Source organism: Agromyces tropicus (assembly GCF_039531345.1).
GTDB lineage: Bacteria > Actinomycetota > Actinomycetes > Actinomycetales > Microbacteriaceae > Agromyces > Agromyces tropicus.
Genome location: NZ_BAAAPW010000002.1, coordinates 442,842 through 469,436 on the forward strand (window position 1 = coordinate 442,842; position 26,595 = coordinate 469,436).

Here is a 26,595-nt window from a genome sequence, read left to right on the forward strand (position 1 = left end):
CGGAGCCCCGACGCCCGTGCCTCAGCACACGGGAGGAAAGGAAACACCCTGCACATGACCAAGCGTCACCTGCTCTCCACCCTCGCCCTCGGCGGCGCCGCGGCGCTCGCGCTCACCGGCTGCACCGCCGGCGGCGCCGACGCCGAGGCCGAGACCGTCGCCAACGGCGACCAGAAGGACCTCACCATCGCCGTGTTCAACGGCTGGGACGAGGGCATCGCCGCGAGCGAGCTCTGGAAGGCCGTGCTCGAGGAGCAGGGCTACGACGTCGAGCTCGAGTACGCCGACGTCGCGCCCGTCTACTCCGGCCTGTCCACCGACGACTACGACGTGGTCCTCGACACCTGGCTGCCGATCACCCACCAGGACTACATCGACGAGTACGGCGACGACCTCGTCGACCTCGGCGCCTGGAACGAGGACGCCAAGCTCACGATCGCCGTGAACGAGGACGCCCCGGTCGACTCGCTCGCCGACCTCGCCGCGAACGCCGACGCGTTCGACAACCGCCTCGTCGGCATCGAGCCGGGCTCGGGCCTGAACCGCGTCACCACCGACAGCGTCATCCCGACCTACGGCCTGGACGGCATGGACTACCTGACCTCGTCGACGCCGGCGATGCTCGCCGAGCTGACCGCCGCGACCGACGCGGACGAGAACATCGCCGTCACCCTGTGGCGTCCGCACTGGGCGTACGACGCGTTCCCGATCAAGGACCTCGAGGACCCCGAGGGCATGCTCGGCGACGCCGAGGGCATCCACTCGTTCGGCGGCAAGAGCTTCGAGGAGAACTTCCCGACGCTCTCCGGCTGGCTCGAGGGCTTCGAGATGGACAGCGAACTGCTCTACTCGCTCGAGAACGCCATGTTCAACGAGAACGACTCGGACGACTACGGCCCCATCGTCGAGCAGTGGATCGCCGACAACCAGGAGTACGTCGACTCCCTGACCTCCTGACGCCGCGCCGCGCCGTGACGGCGCGATGAGGCGAAGAGCGGATGCCGCGGGCACAGGTCGTGCCCGCGGCATCCGCTTCGTCGTCCGTCGGACTCTTGAGGCGCCGTCGACCGGGGACTAACGTCCGCATCGGTGCGGCCGCCGGCGGCCGACGCGATGGAGGGGGAACCATGCGCCACGACGACGAGCTCCAGCCGACGTTCACACGGGCGGGGGAGGCGACCACCGCGCGCTACACGCGGATACCGGAGCTGCCGATGCTCCCCGAGACCGCGTACCGCATCATCCACGACGAGTCGATGCTCGACGGCAATGCGCGCCTGAACCTCGCGACCTTCGTGACGACGTGGATGGACGAGCACGGGGACCGGCTGTACCACGACGCGTTCGACAAGAACATGATCGACAAGGACGAGTACCCGGCGACCGCGGCGATCGAGGAGCACTGCTGGCGGATCCTCGCCGACCTGTGGAACGCACCCGACCCGGACGACGCGATCGGCACGTCGACCATCGGGTCGAGCGAGGCCTGCATGCTCGGCGGACTGGCGTTGAAGCGTCGCTGGCAGCACGCCCGGCGGGCGGCCGGGAAGTCGACCGAGACCCCGAACCTCATCATGTCGAGCGCCGTGCAGGTCTGCTGGGAGAAGTTCTGCAACTTCTTCGACATCGAGATGCGCTTCATCCCCACCAGCGACGAGCACCCGCTGATGGACGGCAACGGCCTCGAGGACGTGGTCGACGAGAACACGATCGGCGTCGTCGTGATCATGGGCGTCACCTACACGGGCTCCTACGAGCCCGTGGCGAAGGTCGCGGCGAAGCTCGACGAGATCCAGGCGGCGACCGGCCTCGACATCCCCATCCACGTCGACGGGGCCTCCGGCGCGATGATCGCGCCGTTCCTGCAGCCCGACCTCGACTGGGACTTCCGGGTCGAGCGGGTGCAGTCGATCAACACCTCGGGCCACAAGTACGGCCTGGTCTACCCGGGCGTGGGCTGGGTCGTCTGGCGTTCGGCGGCCGCGCTCCCCGAGGACCTGGTGTTCCGGGTGAGCTACCTCGGCGGCTCGATGCCGACGTTCGCCATCAACTTCTCCCGCCCCGGCGCACAGGTGCTCCTGCAGTACTACCGGTTCGTGCGGCTCGGCCGGGTCGGGTACACCGCGATCCAGCAGGCGTCGCAGGACGTCGCCGTGTTCCTCTCGGGGGAGATCGGCAAGCTCGATGCGTACGAGCTGCTGACCGACGGCACCGACATCCCCGTCTTCGCCTGGCGCCAGGTGCCCGGGTACACGGACAAGTGGACGCTCTACCACCTGGCCGAACGGCTCCGGATCAAGGGATGGCTCGTGCCGGCCTACCCGCTCTCGGGCGACCAGTCCGACCAGACCGTCATGCGCATCGTGTGCCGCAACGGGCTGAGTCACGACCTCGCCGAGGACCTGCTGCGCGACATCCGCGAGGAGACCGAGTTCCTCGACGGCCTCGACGCGCCGATGCCGCACGAGGGCCTCGTCCAGACGTTCCACCACTGATGGCGGCGGGCGCGTGAGCCGGGGGCGCGTCGGCCGGGTGCGTCGGCTGCGTCGCGAGGCATGGGGCTTCGCGATCGGGTCGCTGTGCTTCCTCGTGGCGGCGTTCCCGTTCTACGCCGAGTGGCTCGGGCCGGTGGGGGTGAACATCACCTTCGTCGTCGGGTCGGTGTTCTTCACCCTCGCCGCGTTCGTGCAGCTCAGCCTGAGCGGCCGGCACCTGCCGCGACGGCGGGTCACGAACCGTGCCGACTGGTGGGACTGGTGGGCGGCGGCCGTGCAGTTCATCGGGACGCTGCTCTTCAACCTGAGCACCACGCTCGCCCTCCTCGCGGCGATCGCGGACCCCGACTACGTCGGCGCGGGCTGGAAGCCGGACGCGTGGGGATCGCTCGCGTTCCTCGCCGCCAGCGCGTTCGCCATGGTCGCGACGACGCACCGCGGCGAGCTGTGGGACACCGACGCGCGAACCTGGCACGGGACGTGGCTCGGCATGCTCGGCTCGATCTTCTTCGGGGCGTCGGCGATCGGCGCCTACGTGCTCCCCGAGACGGGCACGCTCCTGAGCCTCCTCTGGGCGAACCTCGGGACCATGCTCGGCGCCCTGTGCTTCCTGCTCGCGGCCGTCATGTCGCGGCGCTGGGTCGACCGCGGCGAGCCGACGCGGTCCGGGCCGACGAGGGTCGACGCGGAACCCGCTGCGCCGCCCGGCACGGATTCGGGCTCGATGCCCTGATCTGCTAGGCTTTCCGTTTGGCTGGACGCTTCCACCGTCCAGACCGTGGACGAATCCCCTGTATCTACCGCGCGAGCGGAGGGCTCGTCTGCAGACAAGTGACCTTGGGAGGGGCCGTCCGGCCCCTCGGTATTGGAGGAAAGACCAATGGCAGCAGTGTGCCAGGTGACCGGAGCCACCCCCGGCTTCGGACACAACATCTCGCACTCGCACCGCCGGACGAAGCGCCGCTTCGACCCGAACGTGCAGAAGAAGACCTACTACGTGCCCTCGCTGCGTCGTAACGTCACCCTGAACGTGTCCGCCAAGGGCATCAAGGTGATCGACGCGCGCGGCATCGAGTCCGTCGTCAAGGACATCCTGGCCCGTGGGGAGAAGATCTGATGGCCAAGCAGCAGGACATCCGCCCCATCATCAAGCTCCGCTCGACGGCCGGCACCGGGTACACGTACGTGACCCGCAAGAACCGTCGCAACAACCCCGACCGTCTCGTGCTCAAGAAGTACGACCCCGTGGTGCGCAAGCACGTCGACTTCCGAGAGGAGCGCTAAGTCATGGCGAAGAAGAGCAAGATCGCGCGCAACAAGCAGCGCCAGGAGGTCGTGGACCGCTACGCCGCCAAGCGCGCCGAGCTGAAGAAGGCCCTCGTGGACCCGAACGGCACCGACGAGAGCCGCGAGGCCGCCCGCGTCGGCCTGCAGAAGCTGCCGCGCGACGCGTCGCCGGTCCGCCTGCGTTCGCGTGACGCCATCGACGGCCGCCCCCGTGGCGTGCTGACGAAGTTCGGCATCTCGCGTGTCCGCTTCCGCGACATGGCCCACCGCGGCGAGCTGCCCGGCATCACCAAGTCGAGCTGGTAAGCCACGCGCCTTCCCGAGAGGGGCGTCCCGGTCTTCCGGGGCGCCCCTCTCGCATGCGACGGGTTCCCAGTCGTCTCCCACCGGGGATGGCGTAGGGTTCTCGGTATCTGCAGTGGGCGTTCGCCCGCGTGAACCGGCTGGGAAGTCGACGACCAGCTGGGACGACCCGCATCTCCTCACACCTCCTCTCCCAGGAGCCACGCCTCGGCGGCTTCCGGGCAACGAAGCCCCGAACGACCACGACCGACGTCACCGGGAGCTACACCGCCGTGGCTCGCGTCATCCGCGAATCGGGACTGCTCAATCGCACGCCCGTCTTCTACGTGCTGATGATCACCGGCCTCACGCTGGCCCTGGCCGGCGCGATCGCCGGGTTCATCCTGCTCGGGGACTCCTGGTACCAGCTGCTCATCGCGGCGGCGCTCGGCATCATCCTGACCCAGTTCGCCTTCATCGCGCACGAGGCGTCGCACCGAGCGGTCTTCGCCTCCGGGCGGGCCAACGACCGCGTCGGGCGGACGCTCGCGAACCTCGTGGGCATCAGCTACGCGTGGTGGATGACGAAGCACACGCGCCACCACGCCAATCCGAACCGGATCGGCAAGGACCCCGACATCGAGTTCGACACGATCTCGTTCATCGAGTCGGATGCCGCGCGCCAGCGCGGGTTCATGGCGGCCCTCACCCGTCGCCAGGGCTGGCTGTTCTTCCCGCTGCTCACCCTCGAGGGACTGAACCTGCACGTGCGCTCCTTCGGAGCGCTGCTCGAGCGACGCCCCGTGAAGGGGCGCTGGATCGAGATCGGGTCGATCGCCCTGCGCTTCGGGGTCGTGCTCACGGCCGTGTTCTGGATGCTCCCGCTCGGCATGGCCTTCGCCTTCCTGGGCGTGCAGCTCGCCGTCTTCGGCATCTACATGGGCGCCTCGTTCGCCCCGAACCACAAGGGGATGCCGATCGTCCCCGCCGACGCGAAGCTCGACTTCCTCTCCAAGCAGGTCCTGACCTCTCGCAACATCTCCGGCGGATGGTGGGCGAGCGCCCTCTACGGCGGGCTCAACCACCAGGTCGAGCACCACCTGTTCCCCTCGATGCCTCGGCCCCACCTCGCGAAGGCCCGCGAGATCGTCCGCGAGCACTGCCGAACCCTCGGATTGCCGTACACGGAGGCCACGATGGCCGAATCGTACGGTATCGTCATCCGATACCTGAACCGAGTGGGCCTCGCGGCCCGTGACCCGTTCGACTGCCCGATGGTCGAGCGATTCCGGCGCACGTGAGGTTCGCAGAGTGCACCAGGCTTCGGGGGCGGATGTCGCCTCCGAACCCGCACGGCCACCACGGTCGTGCCGTCGCCGCCGATCTTCGTCGGTGACATGAACACAGAAGGAAAACACAGCATGGCAACCGGAACCGTCAAGTGGTTCAACGCCGACAAGGGCTTCGGCTTCATCGCCCCCGACGACGGCAGCGCCGACGTCTTCGCGCACTTCAGCGCCATCCAGTCGGGCGGCTTCCGCTCGCTGGAGGAGAACCAGAAGGTCGAGTTCGACACCGAGCGCGGCCCGAAGGGCCTCCAGGCGGCGAACATCCGGGTGATCGGCTAGTCCGACCCCGACCTGCCGCGGCATCCGTCACGTTTCGCGTGATGGGTGCCGCGGTCCGCGTCAACCCCCGCCCGAACCGCCGTACAAGGCCCGGAAATCCGCGTGATTCCGCGGGACTCTGCTACATTCGAGGCGGCCTGAACGGCTACGGGGGATCGGAACGTGACGTTCCCCGTGTTTCCACACGACAGCTGTACCAACAGCGAAGGTCCGAGGAGGACATTCAATGGCTGACAAGTCGCTCAACAAGTCGGAGCTCGTTGCCAAGATCGCCGCGTCGACTGGCCAGAGCCAGACGGCCGTCGACGCCGTGCTCAACGGCTTCTTCGACACCCTCGCCGAGTCCGTCGGCTCGGGCACCAAGGTGTCCATCCCGGGCTGGCTCGCCGTCGAGCGCACCCACCGCGCCGCCCGCACGGGCCGCAACCCGCAGACCGGCGAGACCATCCAGATCGCCGCCGGCAACTCGGTCAAGGTCACCGCGGGCTCGAAGCTCAAGGCCGCCGCGAAGTAGTCTGCGGCGTCGCCAGACGCACCCGAGACTCTGACAAGGGGCGCCCGGTCCATCCGGGGCGCCCCTTCGTCGTGTCCGGGCTCCCAGCCGGCTCGCCTAGGCTCGTACGGTGATCCGTACCGCCCGCGTGCTCGGCCCCGCCGTCATCGTCGCCGTCGCGCTCGTCGCGACGATCGTCGGCCTCGCCTACGGCGGCGGCGCGGAGCCGTACCCGATCCAGGACCCCGGCCCCGTCGCGCGCTGGGGCGTGCCGATCGCCAAGCTGTTCGTCAACCTCGGCGCGGCCGGCATGATCGGCGCGCTCGTGCTGGCGGTCTGGGCCCTGAGCCCGAAGCGCCGCGAGTTCGAGCTGGCCCTCGACGTGGCCGCGGCGTCCGCCGCGGTGCTCACGGTCGCGAGCGCCGCGACCACCGTGCTCACCTTCGTGCTCGTCACGGGCGTCGAGTTCTCCCTGACCGACCGATTCGGGCAGCAGCTCGGCCAGTTCGTGACCTCGATCGAACTCGGCCAGGCGTGGCTCGCGACGACGCTCATCGCCGCCGCGGTCACGGTGCTGGCGTTCGCGGTCCGCAACCACACCGCCCTCGTCTTCGTGGCGGTGCTCTCGGTGATCGCGCTGGTGCCCATGGCCCAGGAGGGCCACGCGGCCGGCACCACCGGCCACAACGAGGCCGTCGCCGCCCTCGGACTGCACCTCGTGTTCGTCGCCGCCTGGCTCGGCGGGCTGCTCACGATCGTGCTGCTGAAGCCCGCGCTCGACGGCGAGCGGCTCGTCGTCGTGCTCTCGCGGTACTCGACGGTCGCCCTGATCTCGTTCATCGTGGTCGCGATCTCGGGCTACGCGAGCGCGGCGCTCCGCATCGGCACGTGGGACCAGCTCGCGACGCAGTACGGCGTGCTCGTGGCGCTCAAGGTCGCCGCGCTCATCGCGCTCGGCCTGTTCGGCGCGGTCCAGCGCCGGTTCATGATCGGGCGGATGTCGCGCCCGACGCCGCCGGGCGCCGCCGCCGGTCGGTCGGCGGACCGGACCTTCTGGCTGCTCGTCGTCGTCGAGCTCGCGTTCATGGGCATCGCGTCGGGTGTCGCCGCGGCCCTCGCCCGGACCGCGACCCCGGTGCCGGAGGACGTCTCCGGCGGCCTCGCCCGCACGCCGGCCGAGATCCTCACGGGCGAGCCGCTGCCGCCGTGGCCCGACGGGTGGCGGTACCTGACGGAGTGGCGGCCCGACCTGATCTGGCTGATCGCCTGCGGGTTCGGCATCTTCTTCTACGTCGCGGGCGTGCTTCGCCTGCACCGTCGCGGCGACCGGTGGCCGATCTACCGCACGGTGCTGTGGGTGTCGGGCCTGCTCCTGCTCGCGTGGGTGACGAGCGGCGGGGTCGCCGTCTACGAGCAGTACCTCTTCTCGGCGCACATGCTCGGGCACATGATCCTCACGATGGCGGTGCCCGTGCTGCTCGTGCCCGGCGCACCGGTGACCCTGGCGGCCCGGGCCATCCATCCCCGGAAGGACGGCAGCCGCGGCGGGCGCGAGTGGATCCTGCTCGCCGTGCACTCCCGCTTCGCGGGCGTCATCGCGAACCCCATCGTGGCGGCGGTGCTGTTCGCGGGCTCGCTCTGGGCGTTCTACTACTCGCCGCTGTTCCGGTGGTCGATGGAGGACCACGTCATCGGGCACCAGTGGATGGTCGTGCACTTCCTGATCACCGGGTACCTGTTCGTGCAGTCGCTCATCGGGATCGACCCCGTGCCCTACCGGCTGCCGTACCCGTTCCGGCTGCTGCTGCTCCTCGGCACCATGGCGTTCCACGCCTTCTTCGGCCTCGCGATCATGATGGGCACCGGCCTCATGCTCGCCGACTGGTACGGCGCGATGGGCTGGGGCACCGACGCGCTCGTCGACCAGCAGGTCGGCGGCGGCGTGGCCTGGTCGATCGGCGAGATCCCCACGGTCGCCCTCGCGATCACGGTCGCCGTGCAGTGGTCGCGGTCCGACGCGAAGGAGACGAAGCGCCGCGACCGGCACGCGGACCGCACCGGCGAGGCCGAGCTCGAGGCGTACAACGCCCGGCTCGCGGCGCTCGCGGAGCGCGACGGGGTGCACTGACGCGGCGACGCGGTTCAGCGGAGCTGGATCGAGATCGACCCGTCGGGCCGGACCGTCGCGTCGAGGGCGAGCGTGAAGCCCTCGTCCTGCTCGAGGGTCGAGAAGGTGCCGTCGAACAGCGACTGCACGTCGACCGAGATGTGCGCGACGCCGGGCGTCGGCGGCATCTCGAACGTCGTGTCTCCGGGCACGAGCGTCACCTCGGGCGACTCGACGATGGTCCACACCGGCTCGCTCACCACGCGGTCGTCGATCACGACGCCGAACGGGCAGCCGGCGGGCTGCAGCACGCGCTGGCTGGCGCACTGGTCTTCGAGGTACTCGTCGACCTTCGCCTGCACGCGTTCGACGAACGCCTCGGTCGGCAGCGCGTCGACCGTGGCCTCGGCCGTCGTCCCGGGCTCGGCGATCACCTGCGCGGGCACGGCCTCGAGCAGCGTGGAGTCGTAGCCGAACTCGTACGCCGCCGGCGCGATCGCCAGGTACGGCGCCGTCTGCGAGAACGCGGTCAGGTCGTCGCCGGACTTCGTCGCACGCGTGTCGAGCGTGAGCGAGCCCACCGTGAAGAGCGGGTTGTGCGCGGCGGTCACCTGGATGACGGCGAGCGGGCTCGTCGAGAACCTCCACCGGTGCAGCACGCCGTAGAGCGGCTCGATCGGCTCGACCTCGAACTCGGTCTGCACGATCGAGGCGTCGAGGCGGTAACTGGCCGTGACGGTGTGCCCGCCGTCCTCGTGCGCCTCGTCCGAGATGATCCGCACGTCCTCGGGTCCGGCGTCGATCACGTTGGAGCGCAGCATCGCCGTCGACGTGTCGGCCGGCAGGCCGGCGGCCGCGAGATGCCCCTCGTCCATCCGCACGCCGGGCGTCGCGGCCGCGCTCACGATGTCGTCGCTGGCGATGGCGTCGAGGTAGCGCTCGACGAAGGCGGGGGCGCCGTAGATGCTCTGGTTGAGACCGCCGAGGGCCGCGAGGAACGCGCCCACGACCATGACGGCGAGGCCCGTCCACCCCGCGATCGCGGCCGGCGACAGGCGTCCCTCTCGTCGGCCCGAACTCCCCACCCGGCAAGTCTAGACGGGGCCCTCCCGCGGGCCCGGTTCTCCACAACGTCGCGTGACGACCGACGGATGCCGCGGCTCGGACCGCCGCCCCGGCATCGCGGTCTACAGTGAAGACGCCCGCCCGAGGCATCCGATCGCCCATCCGCCACCCGCACCCCGAAGGCCGACCCGTGCAGCACGTCACCCTGACCGCCGAACAGGAGGCGGTGTTCCGGGCGATCGAGCACACGCGCGAGCACGTCTTCGTGACGGGCCGTGCGGGCACCGGCAAGTCGACGTTGCTGAACCACCTGAACTGGAACACGTCGAAGCAGATCGTGATCTGCGCGCCGACGGGCGTCGCCGCGCTCAACGTCGGCGGGCAGACGATCCACTCGCTCTTCCGGCTCCCGATCGGGGTCGTCGCCGACCGCGAGATCGACCAGAACGACGCCGTCCGGAAGCTGCTGAACGCGATGGACACCCTCGTCGTCGACGAGGTCTCGATGGTCAACGCCGACCTGATGGACGCGATGGACCGGTCGCTCCGGCAGGCCCGCCAGCGCCCGCACGAGCCGTTCGGCGGCGTGCAGGTGGTGCTGTTCGGCGACCCGTACCAGCTGGCGCCGGTGCCGGGGTCCGGCGAGGAGCGGCGCTACTTCGCCGACACGTACCGCTCCATGTGGTTCTTCGATGCGCGGGTGTGGGACGAGGCCGACCTCCGCATCTTCGAGCTGGGCGAGGTGCACCGCCAGCACGACGACGCCTTCAAGCACATGCTCAACGCCGTCCGCCACGGCATGGTGACCGCGGAGATCGCGGGAGCGCTCAACGAGACCGGCGCCCGGCGGCCGCTGCCCGAGCAGGGCGCCATCACGCTCGCGACGACGAACCAGACCGTCAACCGCATCAACCACGCGGCCCTGCACCGGCTCCCCGGGCAGTCGCTCGCGAACGAGGCCGAGGTGAACGGCGAGTTCGGCGGTCGCGGCTACCCGGCCGACGAGCGGCTCGAGCTCAAGGTCGGGGCGCAGGTCATGTTCCTCCGCAACGACACCGGCACCTGGAACGAGGGCCCGCGCTGGGTCAACGGCACGATCGGCACCGTGACCTCGCTCGATCGCGAGGTTCGGGTCGAGGTCGACGGCGAGGAGCACGAGGTCGAGCCGGCCACCTGGGAGAAGTACCGGTACACATGGGACCCGGTCGCGAAGAAGCTCGAGCGCGAGATCGTGGCGGAGTTCACGCAGTTCCCCCTCCGGCTCGCGTGGGCCGTCACGATCCACAAGTCGCAGGGCGCGAGCTACGACGCCGCGATCGTCGACCTCGGCTCGCGCGTGTTCAGTCCCGGCCAGACCTACGTCGCGCTGTCGCGGCTCACGAGCCTCGAGGGCCTGTACCTCGCGCGCCCGCTCGTGCCGCGCGACATCATCGTCGACCGCGACGTCGAGCGGTTCATGTCGGGGGCGGCGCGCGAGCGGGGCGCCGCCGACGAGCTGCCGGCCTGAGCCCCCGCCGGGCACGCCGTGCGATCTGCCAGACTCGCCGAATGGCATGGGTCTACCTGGGCGTCGCGATCGCGGCCGAGGTCGCGGCGACGAGCCTCATCGGGTTCACGGCGGGCTTCACCCGGCTGTGGTGGACGCTCGTCGTCCTCGCGGGCTACGGGCTCTCGTTCTGGATGCTCGCGCTCACGGTGCGCGAGCTCGAGATCGGCATCGTCTACGCGATCTGGTCGGGCGTCGGCACCGCGGCCATCGTCGCCATCGGGGTGCTCTTCCTCGGCGAATCGCTCTCGGTCGCGAAGCTGCTGGGGATCGGACTGATCGTGGCCGGCGTGCTCGTGCTCAACATCTTCGCGGGCGAGTCGGCGGCGCACGGCTGATCGGCGCAGCGCCGCCCGACGGTGCCGCCGCCGGAAGGTGCGGCCGGGGGCGTCATCGCCACGCGCCCCCGGCCGCGGTCGGAGTGGTCAGTGGTGGTGGTCCCGATCCGCGGGCGCGATCACGTGCTCGCCGTGCGGCGCGGCGGAGCGCCCGGCCTCGGTGGCGGCGAGGGCGGGCGTGGCCAGCGCGGACACGAGGATCGCACCCGCGGCCAGGCCGGTGAGGGAGCGCGCCGTCTCGCCGCCGGGCGAGCGGTTCCGGCCGACGGATGCCGCGGGCGCCGGGTCCTCGCGACGGCGCCGGTCCGCGCGCAGCATCGTCGCGGCCGACAGCGCGACGACGGCGACGAACGCGGCCGCCGCGGCGACCGGGGCGCCCGGAAGCATGGCGAGCGCACCGGCCGCGGCCGCCGCCCCGCCCAGGACGAGCAGGCCCACCGCGGTGGCGAGCGTGGCGCGCGGGGCGAGCACCCGTCCCGCGCGGAGGGCGCAGGCGCCCCAGCCGAGCGCGGCGACGCCGAGCCCGGCCAGGACGACCCGCGGTGCACCCCCGGCACCGGCGCCGAGCGCCGTCAGCACCAGGCCGCCGCCGAGCGCGGCGAGCATGGGCCAGGTGCGCGTGATCGTCGCCAGTGCCTGCATGGCCCGGCCCCCTACGCCGTCGCCACGCGTGCGGTGCGCTCGGCGCCGAGTCCCACTCCGAGCAGCACGATCGCGCTCGCGAGGTGCAGGAAGTGGTCGGGCGTGTTGAGCGCGAGGATGTTCGCCGGCGTGCCGGCGATGAAGAAGCCGACGACGCCGAGCAGCAGGTACGCCGCGCCGACGACCGTGTTCACGGTCCGGGCCGCCGCGACGTTGGCGAGGCCGGCGATGAGCAGCGCCGCGCCGATCGCCAGGTGGGCGATGTTGTGCAGCGGGTTGACCGCGAAGATGCCGAGCAGCAGGCCGCCCTCGGTGGCGATGAAGCCGACGCCGCCGGTCACGGCGAAGCCGAGCAGGCCCACGAGGACGTAGACCGCGCCGAACACGGTCGCGGCGATTCGGTTGGGTGAGTTCTTCATGGCGATGCCTCCTTGTCGTCGCGCGGCGGTCGCCGTGCTGGGAGGGGTTCGGCGCCCGCACCGGACCGGATTGGATCGCGACCGGTCGGGCGTTCGGGGGACACCGACGGGGCGGGCCCCGCGTCCGGTGCGGGGCGGGATCGTGGCGTCCCGTGGCCCGCGACGATGATCGGGTTACAATCACTCCGGACACACGGCGGGGGGCACGGTGGCTGCAGGGGTAGGGCGGATGCGTCGGCTGATCGCCGCGACCGTCGCGACGGCGTGCGCGCTCGTCGGCCTCTCAGCCTGCACGGCGTCCGACGGGCCGGCGGTCGACTACGAGCAGGTCGACGGCCCGTTCGGCGGCGACGTCGCCGACCAGCTCGACGCCGCGCTCGCCGAGGCCGTGCGCCTGAGCGGTTCGAGCGGTGCGGTCGCGGGCGTCTGGGCGCCCTGGGCGGGATCCTGGACGGCCGGCATCGGCACCGTGGACTTCTCGGACGGCGCCGACGAGGTCACCGCCGACACCCGCTTCCAGCTCGCCGCGGGGACCGGCGAGTTGACGTGCGCGCTGATGCTGCGGCTCGTCGACGCCGGGGTCGTCGAACTCGACCAGCGGGTGTCGTCGATGGTCCGCGGCATCCCCGGACTCGAGGGGATCACGCTCGAGCAGCTCTGCCGCAACGAGTCCGGCATCGCCGACTACTACGGGCCGCTGCGGCGCTACTTCGTCGGCAACCCGGAGCGCGTGTGGCCCGCCGCCGAGCTCGTCGCGAGCGGCCTGGCGGCCGGAAGGAAGGGCGACCCGGGCGAGAAGTGGGTCGAGTCGCGCACCGGCATCCTGCTGCTCGCGATGGCGCTCGAGCAGCACACCGGCCGCACCTGGAAGGACCTCGCGACGCAGTACGTGCTCGACCCGCTGGAGCTCGAGGACACCTCGATCCCCGCCCCGTCCAGCACGTCGTACGCCGGCGCCCTCGGCGGCTACTCGTCGCGCATCGGCACCGACGGCTCGGTGTCCTGCGATGCGGTCGTCGACGTCTCGGCGCGGTCGAGCTCGATCGGCGGCACGGCCAGCGGCGCGCGCACGACGATCGACGACGCGAAGGCGCTGAGCGAGGCGTTCGCGAACGGGTCGCTGTTCGAGGAGGCGACGGCGCGCGAGGCGTGGACGGTCGCGCCGCTCGGCGGCGACGCACCCGGATGGCAGGGCCAGGGGATCGGCGCCCAGCAGTACGGGCCGCTGCGCGGCGTGGCGGGCGAGTCGGTCGGGGCGCTGTCGGCCATGTTCACGGACCCCACCACCGGCCTCACCGTCGTGGTCGCGCTGAACAACTCGACGGGCGGCGAGGAACTCGTCCGCGAGGCGGCGTTCGCCCTGGCCTCGATCGCCTCGAAGGCCGCGCCGGCCGAGGGCCGAGACCTCCCGCTCGTGGAGCTGCCCTGGTCGCTCGACCAGGCGATGCAGCGGATGGCGGAGGCCGCGCCCTGCGCGCCCGCCCCCGAGGAGGAGGACACGGGCTCCGACGGGTGACCTTGGACCCATGGCGCGCCGCGCGACGCGGGGCAGACTCGCGCTGAGAGGCTGCGCGCGCCGCGGCCGGGGGAGGGCGCGGATGTGCCGTTGGCTGGCGTACTCGGGCGAGCCGCTGCGGGCCTCCGCCGTGCTCCTCGACGCGACGCACTCGCTGGTCGCCCAGTCGCTCGACTCGCCGATGGGCGCGGAGACCGTCAACGGCGACGGGTTCGGCGTCGGCTGGTACCCGGAGGGCGCCGTCGCGGGCAGCATCCCGGCGGTGTTCCACAGCGTCGAGCCCGCCTGGAACGACGAGAACGTCCGGGAGCTGTCCCGGTCGATCGAGAGCCCGCTGTTCTTCAGCCACGTGCGCGCGGCGGCGGGCCCGCCGATCCAGCGCACGAACTGCCACCCGTTCCGGTGGGAGAACTGGCTGTTCATGCACAACGGCTTCCTCGCGGAGTTCGCGAAGGTGAAGCGCGACCTGACCTTCGCGATCGATCCGTCGCTCTACCCGCACGTGACGGGGACCACGGACTCGGAGGTGCTCTTCCACCTCGCGATCACGCACGGGCTCGCCGACGATCCCGTCGCCGCACTCACGGCGGCGGTCGACCAGGTCGAGCGCGTCGGGCGCGACCAGGGGGTGCTCTTCCCCATGCAGGGCACCATCGCCGTCACGGACGGTGCCACGATCTGGGCACTGCGGTACTCGTCGCAGGGCCGGTCGCGGACCCTCTTCCACTCCCGGGACGTCCCGACCATCCGCGAGATGTACCCGGAGGCCGAGCGACTGTCCCAGTTCGGCGACCACGCGCAGCTCGTCGTCTCCGAACCCCTGAACGACCTGCCGGGGCTGTTCATCGAGGTCCCGGAGTCGACCATCGCGATCCTCGACCGTGAGGGATACCACCATGAGCCCTTCCGCTCCGCCGCCTGAGCCGGACGGCGAGGCGCCCGGCGACGCACCCGACGCCGCGCCTCCGGCGCCGCGCGCGGCCGGATGGGCCGTGGTCACCGCACTGTCCGCCGCCCAGTTCGTCATGGTGCTCGACAGCACCGTCATGAACGTCTCGATCTCGCAGGTCGTCGAGGACCTCGGCACGACGGTGTCGGCCATGCAGGCCGCGATCACGTTCTACACGCTCACCATGGCCGCGCTCATGCTCGTCGGCGCGAAGCTGGGCGACGTCTGGGGTCGGCTGCGGGCGTTTGTGATCGGCGCGATCATCTACGCCCTGGGGTCGCTGACGACGGCCCTCAGCCCGAACATCGTCGTGCTCTTCACGGGATGGTCGGTCATCGAGGGCGTGGGAGCGGTGCTCGTCATCCCGGCGATCGCCGCCCTCATCGCCGACAACTACGAGGGACGCCGGCGCGTGACCGCCTACGCCATGATCGGCGCCGCATCCGGTGCCGCGGTCGCGGCCGGACCGCTGATCGGCGGGTTCCTGACCACGTACGCGTCGTGGCGGTACGTCTTCATCGGCGAGGTCGTCGTCATGGCCGTCGTGGTGCTGTTCGCCCGCCGCATCACCGATCGGCACGAACCCGTGCGGCTGCGGATCGACGTGCTCAGCGTGCTGCTCTCGTCGGCGGGGCTCATCGCGGTCGTGCTCGGGATGCTGCAGAGCAAGACCTGGGGCTGGATCATCCCCCTGCAGTCACCGGAGATCGGCGGCGTCGAGATCGCCCCGCTCGGGGTGTCGCTCACGGCATGGCTGATCATCGCCGGCGTCGGGCTGCTCGCCTGGTTCGGGTTCCGGCAGCGGCGGCTCATCGACTCCGGCCGCGAACCGTTCCTCGACGTCTCGCTGCTGCGCATCGGCCGGCTGCGGAGCGGGCTGTCCTCGCTCGGCGCGCAGTACGCCGTGACCGCCGGCCTGTTCTTCATGGTCCCCGTCTACCTGCAGATGACGCTCGGACTCGACGCGCTGCAGACGGGGCTGCGCATCTTCCCGCTGTCGATCTCCCTCATCCTGTTCTCGTTCGCCGGCACGCGGCTGTCGAACCGCTGGTCGCCGCGGAGGATCGTCGTCACCGGCCAGGTGGTGCTGGCCGCTGCGGCACTGCTCCTGCTCGGGTCGGTCGACCAGCAGCTGCGGCAGGTGGCGTTCAGCATCGGGATGTTCATCGCCGGCGCGGCCCTGGGCCTCCTCGCCTCCCAGCTCGGCAACGTCAACATGTCGAGCGCCGGTCCCGAGAAGTCGAGCGAGGTCGGCGGGATGCAGGGCGTCTTCCAGAACCTCGGCTCGTCGCTCGGCACGGCCCTCATCGGCTCGATGCTGATCAGCGCGCTCGCGACGTCGTTCGCGGGCGGGGTGGCCTCGAGCGACCTGCCGGGCGAGGTGCGCACCGCCGTCGACGCGGCGACCCATGACGGCGTCGACCTGGTGCCCGCGTCGACCGTCGCCGACATCGGCACCGCCGCGGGGCTGTCCGACGCGGACGCAGCGGAGCTCTCGAGGGTCTACGGCGAATCGCAGCTGCAGGCGCTCCGGGTCGCGTTCGTCGGGCTCGTCGCCATCGCGCTGCTCGCGCTGCTGCTCTCGCGGCGCATCCCCGACGAGGTCGAGGGGCGCGCCCCGCCGCGCGGCGGGGGGCGAGCGACCGTACCCGAGGAGATCGAGGAACGACCATGACCAGCACGACCGGCTTCGACCGCCCGCCGAGCGGACCGGACCCCGCGCCCCGTCCCTCCTCGTCCGGCATCCCCGACCCGGCGCCGCGACACGACTTCGCCGGCCGCGCGGCCGCGGGGCGCGCCGCCCGGGCGAACGCCCCGCGCCGATCCCACGCCGGCTGGTCACCGCCCGCCGACCGACCCGACCCGGTCTCGCTGCTCGAGGAGCAGGCCGCGAGCCGTGTGCCGGAGCTCGTGCCCATCCGCTACGCGCGCATGCTCGCCTCGCCGTTCACGTTCTACCGCGGGGCGGCGCTCATCATGGCGTCCGACCTCTCGAGCACTCCCGTCTCGGGCATCGTCGCCCAGATCTGCGGCGACGCGCACCTGTCGAACTTCGGGCTGTTCTCGTCGCCCGAGCGCGACCAGGTCTTCGACGTGAACGACTTCGACGAGACGCTCCCGGGTCCGTGGGAGTGGGACGTGAAGCGCCTCGCCGCGAGCTTCGAGATCGCGGCCCGCTACCGCGGCTTCGACGACCGCGACCGACGCCGCGTGGTCCTCGCGAGCGTTGCGGCCTACCGCGAGCAGATGCGGCGGGCGGCGACGGCACGCGTCCTCGACGCCTGGTACGACCACCTCGACGCGGCGGCGCTGCGCGAGTGGTTCGAGCGCGAGCGCACGGCGAGCCGGATCGGCCGGAAGCAGCTGAAGCGGAGCGAGCAGACGCTGGCGAAGGCCCGCCGGCGGGACAGCGTGCGCGCGTTCAGCAAGCTCGTCCGCAGCGAGGGCGGCGTCATGCGCATCGCCGCCGATCCGCCGCTCATCGTCCCGATCGAGGAGCTCGCCGCGGACGAGCTGACCCGCGCGGACGAGGAGCGCATCATGCGCGGCCTCCTGCAGGAGTACCGGACCACGCTGCCGCTCGAGCGGCACCCCATCGCCGAGTACGACTACGTGCACATGGCACGCAAGGTCGTCGGCGTCGGCAGCGTCGGCACGCGAGCCTGGGTCATCCTGATGCGCGGCCGCGACGACCGCGACCCGCTCATGCTGCAGGCCAAGGAGGCGCAGGCGTCGGTGCTCGAACGGTTCCTGCCGCCGAGCCCCTATGCGAACCACGGGGAGCGCGTCGTGCGCGGCCAGCGCCTGATGCAGGCCGCGAGCGACCTCTTCCTCGGGTGGCAGCGGGTCACGGGCGTCGACGGGGTCCGCCGCGACTTCTACCTGCGCCAGCTCGCCGACGGCAAGGGCGCGGCCGACGTCGAGCTCATGACGCCGAAGGCCGGCGTGCTCTACGCCCAGATGTGCGGCGCCACGCTCGCCCGGGCGCACGCCCGGGCGGGCGACCGGGTCGCGATCGCCGCATACCTCGGCGGGTCCGACCGCTTCGACGTCGCGATCGCGGCGTTCGCGGCCGACTACGCCGACCAGAACGAGCGCGACTACGACGCGTTCGCGCGCGCTGTCGCCTCAGGTCGGCTCGTCGCCGCCGACGCGGAGTGACGCCCGCCGACGAAAGGCTGCGCCATCCGTCGCACCCTTGGTAGCGTGCAATGGATCGGCCGTCGGCGAGGATGCCGCGGCCCCGGCGGCGACGGCCAGGGGGAGGCGCGATGTCAGCATCCGCAGGCGAGCACGCGACGGCGGTGCAGCCGCGCGAGCAGTGGACCGGCCAGGTCGGCTTCATCCTGTCGGCGATCGGCTCGGCGGTCGGCCTCGGCAACATCTGGCGGTTCCCGGGCGTCGCGTACGAGAACGGCGGCGGGGCGTTCATCATCCCCTACCTGGTCGCCCTGGTGACCGCGGGCATCCCGATCCTCTTCCTCGACTACGCCCTCGGACACCGGTTCCGCGGGGCGGCGCCGACCGCGTTCCGGCGCCTCGGCGGGGGCCGGCTGAAGTGGCTCGAGAGCCTCGGCTGGTTCCAGGTCATGATCTGCTTCGTGATCGCGCTGTACTACACGGTCGTGATCGCCTGGGCGGCGAGCTACTTCGTCTTCTCGTTCGACCTGCGCTGGGGCGACGACACGGCCGGCTTCCTGACCGGCGACTTCCTGCAGGTGGGGGAGCCGGGGCTGTCGTTCACGTTCGTGCCGGCCGTGCTCATCCCGCTCGTGCTCATCTGGCTCGCGGCGATCGTGGTCCTCGCCTTCGGCGTCGCGCGCGGCGTGCAGCGCATCAACGTGATCTTCCTGCCGCTGCTGGTCGTCGCGTTCGCCGCCCTCGTGATCCGCTCGCTCTTCCTCGAGGGCGCCGGCGACGGGCTCAACGCGCTCTTCACGCCCGACTTCGCCGCGCTCGCCGACCCGGACGTGTGGATCGCGGCCTACAGCCAGATCTTCTTCTCGCTGTCGATCGCGTTCGGCATCATGATCACCTACGCCTCGTACCGCAAGCGCCGCTCGAACCTCACGACGCCGGGACTCGTGGTCGCGTTCGCGAACTCGTCGTTCGAGATCCTCGCGGGCATCGGCGTGTTCGCGACCCTCGGCTTCTTCGCGTTCGAGCAGGGCGTCGACGTCGCGGAGCTCGAGGGCCTGACGGGCGTCGGGCTGTCGTTCATCACCTTCCCGGCGATCGTCTCGCAGATGCCGGGCGGGCCGATCTTCGGCATCCTCTTCTTCGGCTCCCTCGCGATGGCCGGGTTCACCTCGCTCCTGTCCGTGCTGCAGGTCGTCTCCGCCGGGTTCCAGGAGAAGTTCGGGCTCTCGCCGCGGCAGGCGGCGACCCGCGTCGGCATCGTGTCGATGATCCTGTCGGTCCTCCTGTTCGCGACGACGAGCGGGCTCATCGCGCTCGACACCGTCGACAACTGGGCCAACAACATCGGCATCGTGCTCTCCGCGGTGCTCGCGGGCGTCTTCGCGTTCTGGATCCTGGGCAAGGGACCGGAGCTGCGGTACCACCTGAACGCGGTCTCGACCTTCCGGGTGGGCGGAGTGTGGACGCTGCTGGCCGGCGTCCTCGCGCCGATCGTGCTCGGCTACATGCTGATCCAGCGCATCGCCTCGCTCGTCGTCGAGGGCTACGGCGGCTACCCCGACTGGTACCTGGCGGTCATGGGGTGGGGCACGGTGCTGTTCTTCGTCGTGGCGGCGGCCGTGCTGACCGGCCTCCCGTGGCGACGGAGTCCGGACTCGTTCCGGCCGTGGCCGCCGTTGCCCGAGCGATCGCCGCGACCGGATGCCGCTCCGAGTGAAGGGGGTCGGTCATGACCGGCACCGCGATCGTCTTCCTCGTGCTCGCCATCGTGCTCGTCTGGGGCGGGTTCACGGTCAGCGTGTTCGCGCTGAGCCGCCGCCCCGATCGCCACGACTTCCCGCCGGGGGGCGAGGACGACCACCGCGAGGACATCGGTCCCGTCGAGCGGGACACGTAGGCCGCGCGGCGCAACCCCGCGAGACCGCCCGGCCGCTCGCGGCATACTGTGGGCACCCCCGCGCGGCGGGGGCGGAAGGAGGGCGTCGTGGGAGAACAGGAGACCGGCTCGCCGGAGGCATCCGTCGGCGAGGAGGCGGACGACTCGAAGCCGGGCCGCTGGCAGCGGTTCCACGAGCGGTTCATCGTCGAGGAGCGCTACCTGTCGTCGACCGCGCGGCGGAACCTCTACGTGACGGCCGCGGCGCTCGTCGTCGTGGGCCTCGCCGGGTTCTTCGTGGTGCTCGACTCGATCCTCGAGGCCGACGACCTGTCGGTGATCGATGCGCCCGTGCAGGCGTGGCTGGAGTCCGGTCGGGACGGGTGGCTCACGACGTTCATGATCGTGCTCGCCGTCGGGTTCGGGCCCATCTCGATGCCGATCATCATCCTCGTCACGACGGTCGCGTGGGGCGTGTTCGCCAAGCACGCCTGGCGACCGCTGCTGCTCGCCGGCGGCATGATCCTCGGCGTCATCACGGTGCAGGTGCTCGCGCCGGTCATCTCGCGGGACCGACCGCCGGCCGACGAGATGCTGTTCGGCTACGACCCGACCTCGTCGTTCCCGTCCGGCCACGTCATGGGCGTCGCCGACTTCCTGTTCATCGGCACGTACCTCGTGTTCTCCCGGCACCGCCGCCCCGTCGTGACGACGCTCGCGTTCGTCGCCGCCTCGTTCGTCGTGCTGCTCACCGCAGCGTGCCGGATCTACCTCGGCTACCACTGGGCGACCGACGCGCTCGGCTCGATCTTCCTCTCGCTGGTCGTGCTCGGGCTCGTCATCGCCGTCGACACGTGGCGGACCGTCCGTGTCGGCACCGCGGAGCAGATCGCGGAGTCCGACCGCCGACCGGAGGCCTGGGGGCGCGATGAGCGACGCTGACCCGGCCGAGCCCGGCGCCGCGACGGATGCCCCGGCGTCGACGCCCGCGGAGCGGTCCGGCGGGCACGGCCGACCGCACGCGCCGACGCCGCTGCGCGTCAGCCGGCGTCCGTGGCTCGCGGCGGGCGTCATCGCGCTGGTCGCGGTGGCCGCCTTCGGCGCCGTGATCGTGTACGCCGAGGGCCGTCGGCCGTTCGGCTTCGAGGTCGACCTGATGACCGGGCTCGCCGCAGTGCGCACGACGCCGGTGACCACGTTCGCGCTGGTGCTGAACGTGATCGGGGGCGGCCTGCTGTCGAACGTCGTGCTCCCGATCCTGATCGTGCTCGCGCTCCTCGTCTGGCGCCGTCCGTGGGCGGCGCTCTACTTCGGCATCGCGGTCGCCGCGAGCGCGGGGGTCACGCGGCTCGTCAAGGTGCTCGTCGGCCGCGTGCGGCCGGAGGACATCCTGGTCGAGCCCGACTACGGGTCGTTCCCGTCGGGGCACAGCTCCGCCGCCGCGGTCATCGTGGTCGCGCTCGGCGTGGTCTTCATGCGCACGTGGGTGTGGGTCGCGGGCATCGCGTACCTGGTGCTGATGATGCTCAGCCGCATGTACCTCGGCGCGCACTGGCTCTCCGACACCGTGGGCGGCGCCCTAGTCGGCGCCGGGGCCGCCCTCATCGTCTGGGCGCCGTTCGCGTACCGCCTGTACCGTGAGAACCGCTTGCCCCACGCCCCCGTCTGGCGGCCCGCCGACTCGGCCCCGTCGCCCGCGGACCGCTGAGGCGGCGAGGAGGCGGCGCAGTGGGCACGAACCGCACGCGGGACTCGCGATGGATCCCGCCCGGCGTGCGGACGGCGATGCACTACCGCCGGGAGTGGCTCGTGCCCGACCTGCGGGCCGGCCTCGTGGTCACGGCGCTGCTCATCCCCGCCGGCATGGGGTACGCGCGGGTCGCGGGGCTGCCTCCGGAGACCGGCCTCTACGCGACGATCGTGCCGCTGCTCGCCTACGCGCTCTTCGGCCCGAGCCGGATCCTCGTGCTCGGGCCCGACTCGGCGCTCGTCCCGATCATCGCGGCGGCGATCATCCCGCTCGCGGCCGGGAGCGACGAGCGCGCCGTCGCGCTCGCCGGGCTGCTGGCGCTCATGGTCGGCGGTGTCCTGCTGCTCGGCGGGGTCCTGCGGCTGGGGTTCGTGACCGACCTGCTGTCGAAGCCGATCCGGGTCGGGTACCTCAACGCCATCGCGGTGCTGGTGGCCGTGTCGCAGGTGCCGGCCCTGCTGGGCTTCTCGGTCGACGCCGGGTCCCCCGTCGAGGAGGTCGTGGCGATCTGGAACGCCCTCGTGGGCGGGGAGGCCGACCTGCTCGCCGTCGCGTTCGGGGTGGGCTCGCTCGTGGTGATCGTCGTCCTGCAGGCCCTCCGCTCGCCGGTGCCAGGGGTGCTCGTCGCGGTCGTCGTGGCGACGGTGCTCACGGCGGTGCTCGGGCTCGGCGACCGCCTCCCGGTGGTGGGCGCGCTGCCCCAGGGGCTCCCGGCGCCTGCGCTCGGCGGCCTGGAGTGGGGCGACCTCGCGGCGTTGGCGCTGCCCGCGGCGGGCATCGCGCTGGTCGCGTTCACCGACACCGCAGTGTTCTCGCGTTCGCTCGCGGCACGGCGCGGCGAGACGGTCGACGGCAGTGCCGAGATGGCCGCCATCGGCGGCGCGAACCTCGCCGCGGGGCTGTTCGGGGGCTTCCCGATCTCGGCCTCGTCGTCGCGGACGCCGGTCGCGGAGCAGGCGGGCTCGCAGTCGCAGTTGACGGGCATCGTCGGGGCGGTCCTCATCGTCGCGTTCATCCTCGTGGCGCCCGGCGTCACCGCCTTCCTGCCGTCGGCGACGCTCGCGGCCGTGGTGATCACGGCGGTCGCGCGGCTCCTCGACGTCCGCGGCGTCCTGCGGCTGGTGCGGATGGATCGGGTGGATGCCGCCCTGTCGGCGGCGGCGTTCGTGGGCGTGTTCGTCTTCGGCGTCATCGAGGGCATCGCGGTGACGATCGGGCTATCGCTGCTCGCGTTCGTGCTCCGGTCGTGGCGGCCGTACCGCGCGGAGCTCGGACGCGTGACGGGCCTGCGCGGATACCACGACCTCTCCCGGTATCCGGAGGGGGAGCGGATCCCCGGTGTCGTGATCGTGCGCTTCGACGCGCCGCTCTTCTTCGCGAACGGCGGCCTGTTCGACGACTTCGTGCGCTCGCGGGTGGGCGACGCCGGCGACGACGTGCGCACCGTGATCCTCGCGGCCGAGCCGATCACGGACGTCGACACGACCGCGATCGACGAGCTCGTCGAGCTCGACGACTGGTTGGACGCCCGCGGCATCCGCCTCGTCATCGCCGAGATGAAGGACCCGGTGGTCGACGTGCTGCGCCGCTACGGCGTCGGCGACCGCTTCACGCCCGACCGCTTCGCGCCGACGGTCGGCGCGGCGGTCGACGAGGTGACGGGCACGCTGCGGGGCGACCTCGAGGGCACCCGGTGGGATGAGGACGAGGACGAGGACGACGGCGGGGGCGCTCCGGGCGCCGATGCCGGCCGACCGCGTCGCTGACGGCTCACCAGGTGGCGTCGCCGCGGATGATCGCGTCGGAGCCGCCGTCGATGAAGACGACCTGGCCGCAGAGGTGCGCGTTCTCCTCGCTCGTGAGCCACGCGAGCAGGTAGGCGACGTCGCGCGGCCGGAAGATGCCGTTCAGCGGCATCGGCACCATCTCGAGGATCGCCTCGCGCGCCTCGGGCGTGCTCGTGTACGCCTCGGTCATGGGCGTCTCGACCACGCCGGGTGCGATGGCGTTGAGGGGGATGCCGGCACCGGCCCAGTCCGCGGTGGTCGCGGAGCGGCGGATCCAGCGGGCGAGGGCCCGCTTGCTCGTGCCGTAGATCAGGTTCGCCTGCTCGGGGGCGCCGGCCTCGAGCTCGGCGGCGCGGGCGAGTGCGGCGGGCTCATCGCCCGCGAGGAAGGCCTCGAGCAGCGCGTCGTCCGGCGGGTAGAGCGAGGCCATCGACGCCGTCGCGACCGCGCGCGGCGCCTCGGATCCCGCCAGCAGCGGTCGGAGGCCCTCGAGGGTCGCGAGCGTGCCGAAGAAGTTCACCGCGGCGGCGGTGGCGACGGGTGCGGCGAGGCCCGCGTTGGCGATGATCGCGTCGATCGTGCCGCCGCTCGCCTCGGTGACCCCGGCGACGAGCGCGTTGCGGCCCTCGGCGGTCGACAGGTCGGCCGTCACGTCGGCGTCGTGGAGGTCGACCCCGATGACGCGGTGCCCGCGCTCGACGAGGAGGTCCGCGGTCGCGCGGCCGATGCCGCTCGCGGATCCGGTGACGACGTACGTGCGTGGCATGGCGTGCTCCAGCTTCGTTGCGGTGGTGAGTCGGTCCCGCGGATCGGGCGCCGGATTCCAGCCTCGCCGCGACGCGCGCAGGCAGGAGGGTCGTTCGGCCCGCCGCGGTGGGGGGCCGGCCCGTACCGTCGTGGCAGGAGGTGCGGGATGAGCAATGGATCGAACGCGGGACTCGCCGGGGGCGGCGCGATCTACGGCCTCGGGATCTTCGGCGCGTGGGTGTACTTCTGGCAGCAGGCCGACGCGTTCTGGGAGTACGTCTGGGCGATCTTCCAGGGCCTGTTCTGGCCGGCGTTCATGGTCTACGACCTGTTCGCGGCGCTCGGCGACTGACGTCGACCGACCGGGAGGAAGAAGGTCCCGGCCGCGGCGCCGGTCTCCCGGATACCCTCGGGGTATGCCTGAGTCACGCCCGGACGACCCGAACGACCCGTCGGGGCCGCAGGCCGGCCCCGGGTCCGGCCCGAGCCGCCGCACCGTGCTGGCCGTCGGCGCGACGGCGGCCGGCGCCATCGCGGTCGGCGCGGGCGGCCTCGCGTGGTGGACCGCATCGCGGGTCGCCGGCCCGGACCCGGCCGCGCCCCTCGCGACCGGCCGGACGGAGCCGTCGGGCGGCGCGGAGGACGACTCCACGGAGGAGACCTTCCGAGAGCCGGAGGTGCGCTCGAGCACCGCCGGTCGCCTCGACCTGGAGCTCTCCGCCGCGGTGACGAGCATGACGATCGACGGTCGGCGGGTGCGCGTCCTCGGGTTCGAGGGCGCCATGCCCGGTCCCACGCTGCGGGTCCGTCCCGGCGACCGCATCGCGCTCAGGTTCCGGAACGGGCTCGGCGTCACGACCAACCTGCACACGCACGGCCTCGAGGTCTCGCCCGAGGGGAACTCGGACAACGTCTTCGTGATGATCCCCGCCGGCGGCACCTTCGACTACGCGTACGAGCTGGGTGACGACCACCCGCCCGGCGTGTTCTGGTACCACCCCCACCACCACGGCACCACCGCGGAGCAGCTGTTCGCGGGCCTGTACGGGGCCATCATCGTCGAGGAGGCGGACCCGCTCCCGGTCGACCGCGAGCGGGTGCTCGCCATCGCCGACATCTCCTTCGACGCGAACGGCGACGTCGCGACCGCGACCCGGTTCGACCGGATGCTCGGCCGCGAGGGCGACCTCGTGCTCGTGAACGGGCAGGCGCTCCCGACCATGGTCGCCGCGCCGGGGGAGCGCGAGCGGTGGCGCATCGTGAACGCCTGCACCTCCCGGTACCTGCGCCTGCGGCTCGACGGGCACCGGATGCGCCTGCTCGGCATCGACGCCGGACGGTACGCCGAGCCGCGCGACGTCGACGAGCTCGTCCTGCTTCCGGGCAACCGGGCCGATGTCATCGTCGAGGCCGTTCCCGGCGAGACGGCCGTGCTGCGCACCCTGCCGTTCGACCGCGGCAGCATGGGCGCGATGGGCGCGCCGCGGAGTGCCACGACCGGTGCCGACCTGGCGAGGTTCGTCGTCCGGGGGGATGCCGCGGCATCCGCGGCACCCTCGCCCGCGACCACCGCGGCGCCCCGCGACCTGCGCGAGGAGGAGGTGACGGCGCGCCGGACCCTCACCCTCGCGATGGGCGGAATGGGCGGCGGCATGGGTCAGGGCATGGCGTTCACGATCGACGGCCGGACCTTCGCGGAGGGCCGCATCGACCTCGAACCGGCGGCGGGTGCGATCGAGGAGTGGACGATCGTGAACACGAGCACCATGGACCATCCGTTCCACCTGCACGTCTGGCCGATGCAGCTGGTCGAGGTCGACGGGGCGCCGGTGGACGGCGTCGATCGCCGCGACGTGGTGCCCGTGCCGGCCGGAGGCCGGGTCGTCGTCCGCATCGCGTTCGAGGGAATCACCGGGCGCACGGTCTACCACTGCCACATCCTCGACCACGAGGACCTCGGCATGATGGGCGTCATCCGGGTCTGAGCGCGGAACCCTCCGCCCCGCGGACGGCTCGGGAACGGCTCCGACACGCCGATCCCGGTCCGGGACCAAAGACCGTCCCGTGCGGGTCGTCGCGAGTACCGTGTGAGGCGTCAGCGCCGCCCGACGAAGGGACCCCCGTGGACTTCTGGAACTGGATCTGGTTCTTCTTCTGGACCTTCGCCTACGTGGCGTACCTGATGGTCCTCGTCTTCATCGTGATCGACATCTTCCGCGACCACTCGCTGAACGGCTGGTGGAAGGCGCTCTGGCTGATCTTCCTCTTCTTCCTGCCGTGGATCACGGGGCTCGTCTACCTCATCGCCCGGGGACGCGGCATGGCGGAGCGCTCGCAGCGGAAGCAGGTCGAGTACGAGCACCGCACGGCCGAGGAGTACCGCGAGATCTCGTTCGCGAACCCGGCCGATGAGATCGCGAAGGCGCAGGCGCTGCGCGAGCGGGGCGTCATCACGGACGGCGAGTTCGAGGCGATCAAGGCGAAGGCGCTGGGGTCGAAGTTCTGAGCAGCGGGTCGACCGACGCGC

At 71.8% G+C, this 26,595-nt stretch carries 28 protein-coding genes; 24 read left to right on the plus strand and 4 right to left on the minus strand.

All coding sequences use genetic code 11. The features are described 5' to 3' along the window. Positions 1-54: 54 nt before the first annotated feature. From ABD230_RS07830 to ABD230_RS07875, 10 genes are all read left to right on the plus strand, one after another. Positions 55-957 (plus strand): glycine betaine ABC transporter substrate-binding protein, encoded by a 903-nt coding sequence (locus tag ABD230_RS07830; RefSeq protein ID WP_344371407.1) that lies wholly within the window; start codon positions 55-57, stop codon positions 955-957. A gap of 170 nt (positions 958-1,127) precedes the next feature. After that, complete coding sequence (gene gad, locus ABD230_RS07835; RefSeq protein WP_344371409.1) at positions 1,128-2,495, plus strand: glutamate decarboxylase; 1,368 nt, start codon at positions 1,128-1,130, stop codon at positions 2,493-2,495. A 13-nt stretch (positions 2,496-2,508) separates the two neighbouring features. Next, on the plus strand, positions 2,509-3,228 hold the full coding sequence (locus tag ABD230_RS07840) for a hypothetical protein (protein WP_344371413.1): 720 nt from the start codon (positions 2,509-2,511) through the stop codon (positions 3,226-3,228). Positions 3,229-3,375: 147 nt separating this feature from the next. Further along, positions 3,376-3,612, plus strand: coding sequence for a 50S ribosomal protein L28 (rpmB, locus tag ABD230_RS07845; protein WP_344371420.1), 237 nt, complete (start codon positions 3,376-3,378; stop codon positions 3,610-3,612). Then, the gene (rpmG, locus tag ABD230_RS07850; RefSeq protein ID WP_021760158.1) at positions 3,612-3,779 is read left to right on the plus strand and encodes a 50S ribosomal protein L33; all 168 of its coding nucleotides are present in this window, start codon (positions 3,612-3,614) and stop codon (positions 3,777-3,779) included. The genes rpmB and rpmG overlap by 1 nt, the downstream gene beginning before the upstream one ends. 3 nt (positions 3,780-3,782) lie before the next feature. After that, complete coding sequence (gene rpsN, locus ABD230_RS07855) at positions 3,783-4,088, plus strand: 30S ribosomal protein S14 (RefSeq protein ID WP_344371424.1); 306 nt, start codon at positions 3,783-3,785, stop codon at positions 4,086-4,088. Between the two features lie 170 nt (positions 4,089-4,258). Then, the gene (locus ABD230_RS07860; RefSeq protein WP_425546218.1) at positions 4,259-5,365 is read left to right on the plus strand and encodes a fatty acid desaturase family protein; all 1,107 of its coding nucleotides are present in this window, start codon (positions 4,259-4,261) and stop codon (positions 5,363-5,365) included. Positions 5,366-5,485: 120 nt separating this feature from the next. Next, complete coding sequence (locus tag ABD230_RS07865; RefSeq protein ID WP_344371431.1) at positions 5,486-5,692, plus strand: cold-shock protein; 207 nt, start codon at positions 5,486-5,488, stop codon at positions 5,690-5,692. A gap of 226 nt (positions 5,693-5,918) precedes the next feature. Further along, positions 5,919-6,206 carry an HU family DNA-binding protein gene (locus tag ABD230_RS07870; RefSeq protein WP_129233735.1) on the plus strand — a complete coding sequence of 96 codons (288 nt, stop codon included), beginning with the start codon at positions 5,919-5,921 and terminating at the stop codon, positions 6,204-6,206. 109 nt (positions 6,207-6,315) lie between these two features. Beyond that, complete coding sequence (locus tag ABD230_RS07875; protein WP_344371433.1) at positions 6,316-8,313, plus strand: bifunctional copper resistance protein CopD/cytochrome c oxidase assembly protein; 1,998 nt, start codon at positions 6,316-6,318, stop codon at positions 8,311-8,313. A 14-nt stretch (positions 8,314-8,327) separates the two neighbouring features. Here ABD230_RS07875 and ABD230_RS07880 read toward each other — a convergent pair whose 3' ends face one another. Beyond that, positions 8,328-9,377, minus strand: coding sequence for a hypothetical protein (locus ABD230_RS07880; RefSeq protein ID WP_344371435.1), 1,050 nt, complete (start codon positions 9,375-9,377; stop codon positions 8,328-8,330). A 170-nt stretch (positions 9,378-9,547) separates the two neighbouring features. Between ABD230_RS07880 and ABD230_RS07885 the strand changes: the two genes are divergently transcribed. After that, a complete protein-coding gene (locus tag ABD230_RS07885; protein WP_344371437.1) occupies positions 9,548-10,864 on the plus strand; it encodes an ATP-dependent DNA helicase in 1,317 nt (438 codons plus the stop codon). Between the two features lie 41 nt (positions 10,865-10,905). Next, positions 10,906-11,241 (plus strand): DMT family transporter, encoded by a 336-nt coding sequence (locus tag ABD230_RS07890; protein WP_344371439.1) that lies wholly within the window; start codon positions 10,906-10,908, stop codon positions 11,239-11,241. A gap of 87 nt (positions 11,242-11,328) precedes the next feature. Here the strand turns inward: ABD230_RS07890 and ABD230_RS07895 are convergent, their stop codons facing one another. Both ABD230_RS07895 and ABD230_RS07900 read right to left on the minus strand, forming a co-directional pair. Beyond that, on the minus strand, positions 11,329-11,883 hold the full coding sequence (locus ABD230_RS07895; protein ID WP_344371441.1) for a hypothetical protein: 555 nt from the start codon (positions 11,881-11,883) through the stop codon (positions 11,329-11,331). An 11-nt stretch (positions 11,884-11,894) separates the two neighbouring features. Beyond that, positions 11,895-12,302: a DUF4383 domain-containing protein gene (locus tag ABD230_RS07900; protein WP_344371443.1), complete on the minus strand. Its 408-nt coding sequence runs from the start codon at positions 12,300-12,302 to the stop codon at positions 11,895-11,897. A 229-nt stretch (positions 12,303-12,531) separates the two neighbouring features. On the opposite strand from ABD230_RS07900, the gene ABD230_RS07905 reads away from it, so the two are divergent. The 9 genes from ABD230_RS07905 to ABD230_RS07945 all read left to right on the plus strand — a co-directional run bounded on the left by ABD230_RS07905 (position 12,532) and on the right by ABD230_RS07945 (position 23,300). Continuing rightward, positions 12,532-13,818, plus strand: coding sequence for a serine hydrolase domain-containing protein (locus ABD230_RS07905; protein ID WP_344371446.1), 1,287 nt, complete (start codon positions 12,532-12,534; stop codon positions 13,816-13,818). 82 nt (positions 13,819-13,900) lie between these two features. Next, positions 13,901-14,740, plus strand: a complete 840-nt coding sequence (locus tag ABD230_RS07910; RefSeq protein WP_344371448.1) for a class II glutamine amidotransferase — start codon at positions 13,901-13,903, stop codon at positions 14,738-14,740. Next, positions 14,715-16,442 carry an MFS transporter gene (locus ABD230_RS07915; RefSeq protein WP_344371450.1) on the plus strand — a complete coding sequence of 576 codons (1,728 nt, stop codon included), beginning with the start codon at positions 14,715-14,717 and terminating at the stop codon, positions 16,440-16,442. Before ABD230_RS07910 ends, ABD230_RS07915 begins: the two co-directional genes overlap by 26 nt. Next, the gene (locus ABD230_RS07920) at positions 16,439-17,929 is read left to right on the plus strand and encodes a DUF2252 domain-containing protein (RefSeq protein WP_344371454.1); all 1,491 of its coding nucleotides are present in this window, start codon (positions 16,439-16,441) and stop codon (positions 17,927-17,929) included. The genes ABD230_RS07915 and ABD230_RS07920 overlap by 4 nt, the downstream gene beginning before the upstream one ends. Before the next feature lie 110 nt (positions 17,930-18,039). Continuing rightward, a complete protein-coding gene (locus tag ABD230_RS07925; RefSeq protein WP_344371457.1) occupies positions 18,040-19,641 on the plus strand; it encodes a sodium-dependent transporter in 1,602 nt (533 codons plus the stop codon). Then, a complete protein-coding gene (locus ABD230_RS07930) occupies positions 19,638-19,805 on the plus strand; it encodes a methionine/alanine import family NSS transporter small subunit (protein ID WP_344371460.1) in 168 nt (55 codons plus the stop codon). The genes ABD230_RS07925 and ABD230_RS07930 overlap by 4 nt, the downstream gene beginning before the upstream one ends. A gap of 87 nt (positions 19,806-19,892) precedes the next feature. Beyond that, positions 19,893-20,726 carry a phosphatase PAP2 family protein gene (locus tag ABD230_RS07935; RefSeq protein WP_344371464.1) on the plus strand — a complete coding sequence of 278 codons (834 nt, stop codon included), beginning with the start codon at positions 19,893-19,895 and terminating at the stop codon, positions 20,724-20,726. Next, positions 20,713-21,492, plus strand: a complete 780-nt coding sequence (locus ABD230_RS07940; RefSeq protein ID WP_344371466.1) for a phosphatase PAP2 family protein — start codon at positions 20,713-20,715, stop codon at positions 21,490-21,492. The genes ABD230_RS07935 and ABD230_RS07940 overlap by 14 nt, the downstream gene beginning before the upstream one ends. Before the next feature lie 20 nt (positions 21,493-21,512). Then, positions 21,513-23,300, plus strand: coding sequence for a SulP family inorganic anion transporter (locus tag ABD230_RS07945; protein ID WP_344371468.1), 1,788 nt, complete (start codon positions 21,513-21,515; stop codon positions 23,298-23,300). A 4-nt stretch (positions 23,301-23,304) separates the two neighbouring features. On the opposite strand, the gene ABD230_RS07950 is transcribed toward ABD230_RS07945, so the two are convergent. Next, positions 23,305-24,087, minus strand: a complete 783-nt coding sequence (locus ABD230_RS07950; protein WP_344371470.1) for an SDR family oxidoreductase — start codon at positions 24,085-24,087, stop codon at positions 23,305-23,307. A gap of 147 nt (positions 24,088-24,234) precedes the next feature. On the opposite strand from ABD230_RS07950, the gene ABD230_RS07955 reads away from it, so the two are divergent. The 3 genes from ABD230_RS07955 (at position 24,235) to ABD230_RS07965 (ending at position 26,574) form a co-directional block, all read left to right on the plus strand. Further along, on the plus strand, positions 24,235-24,420 hold the full coding sequence (locus tag ABD230_RS07955) for a hypothetical protein (protein WP_344371473.1): 186 nt from the start codon (positions 24,235-24,237) through the stop codon (positions 24,418-24,420). Between the two features lie 64 nt (positions 24,421-24,484). Further along, complete coding sequence (locus ABD230_RS07960) at positions 24,485-26,053, plus strand: multicopper oxidase family protein (protein WP_344371475.1); 1,569 nt, start codon at positions 24,485-24,487, stop codon at positions 26,051-26,053. Positions 26,054-26,190: 137 nt separating this feature from the next. Further along, positions 26,191-26,574: an SHOCT domain-containing protein gene (locus ABD230_RS07965; protein ID WP_344371477.1), complete on the plus strand. Its 384-nt coding sequence runs from the start codon at positions 26,191-26,193 to the stop codon at positions 26,572-26,574. Positions 26,575-26,595 lie beyond the last annotated feature (21 nt).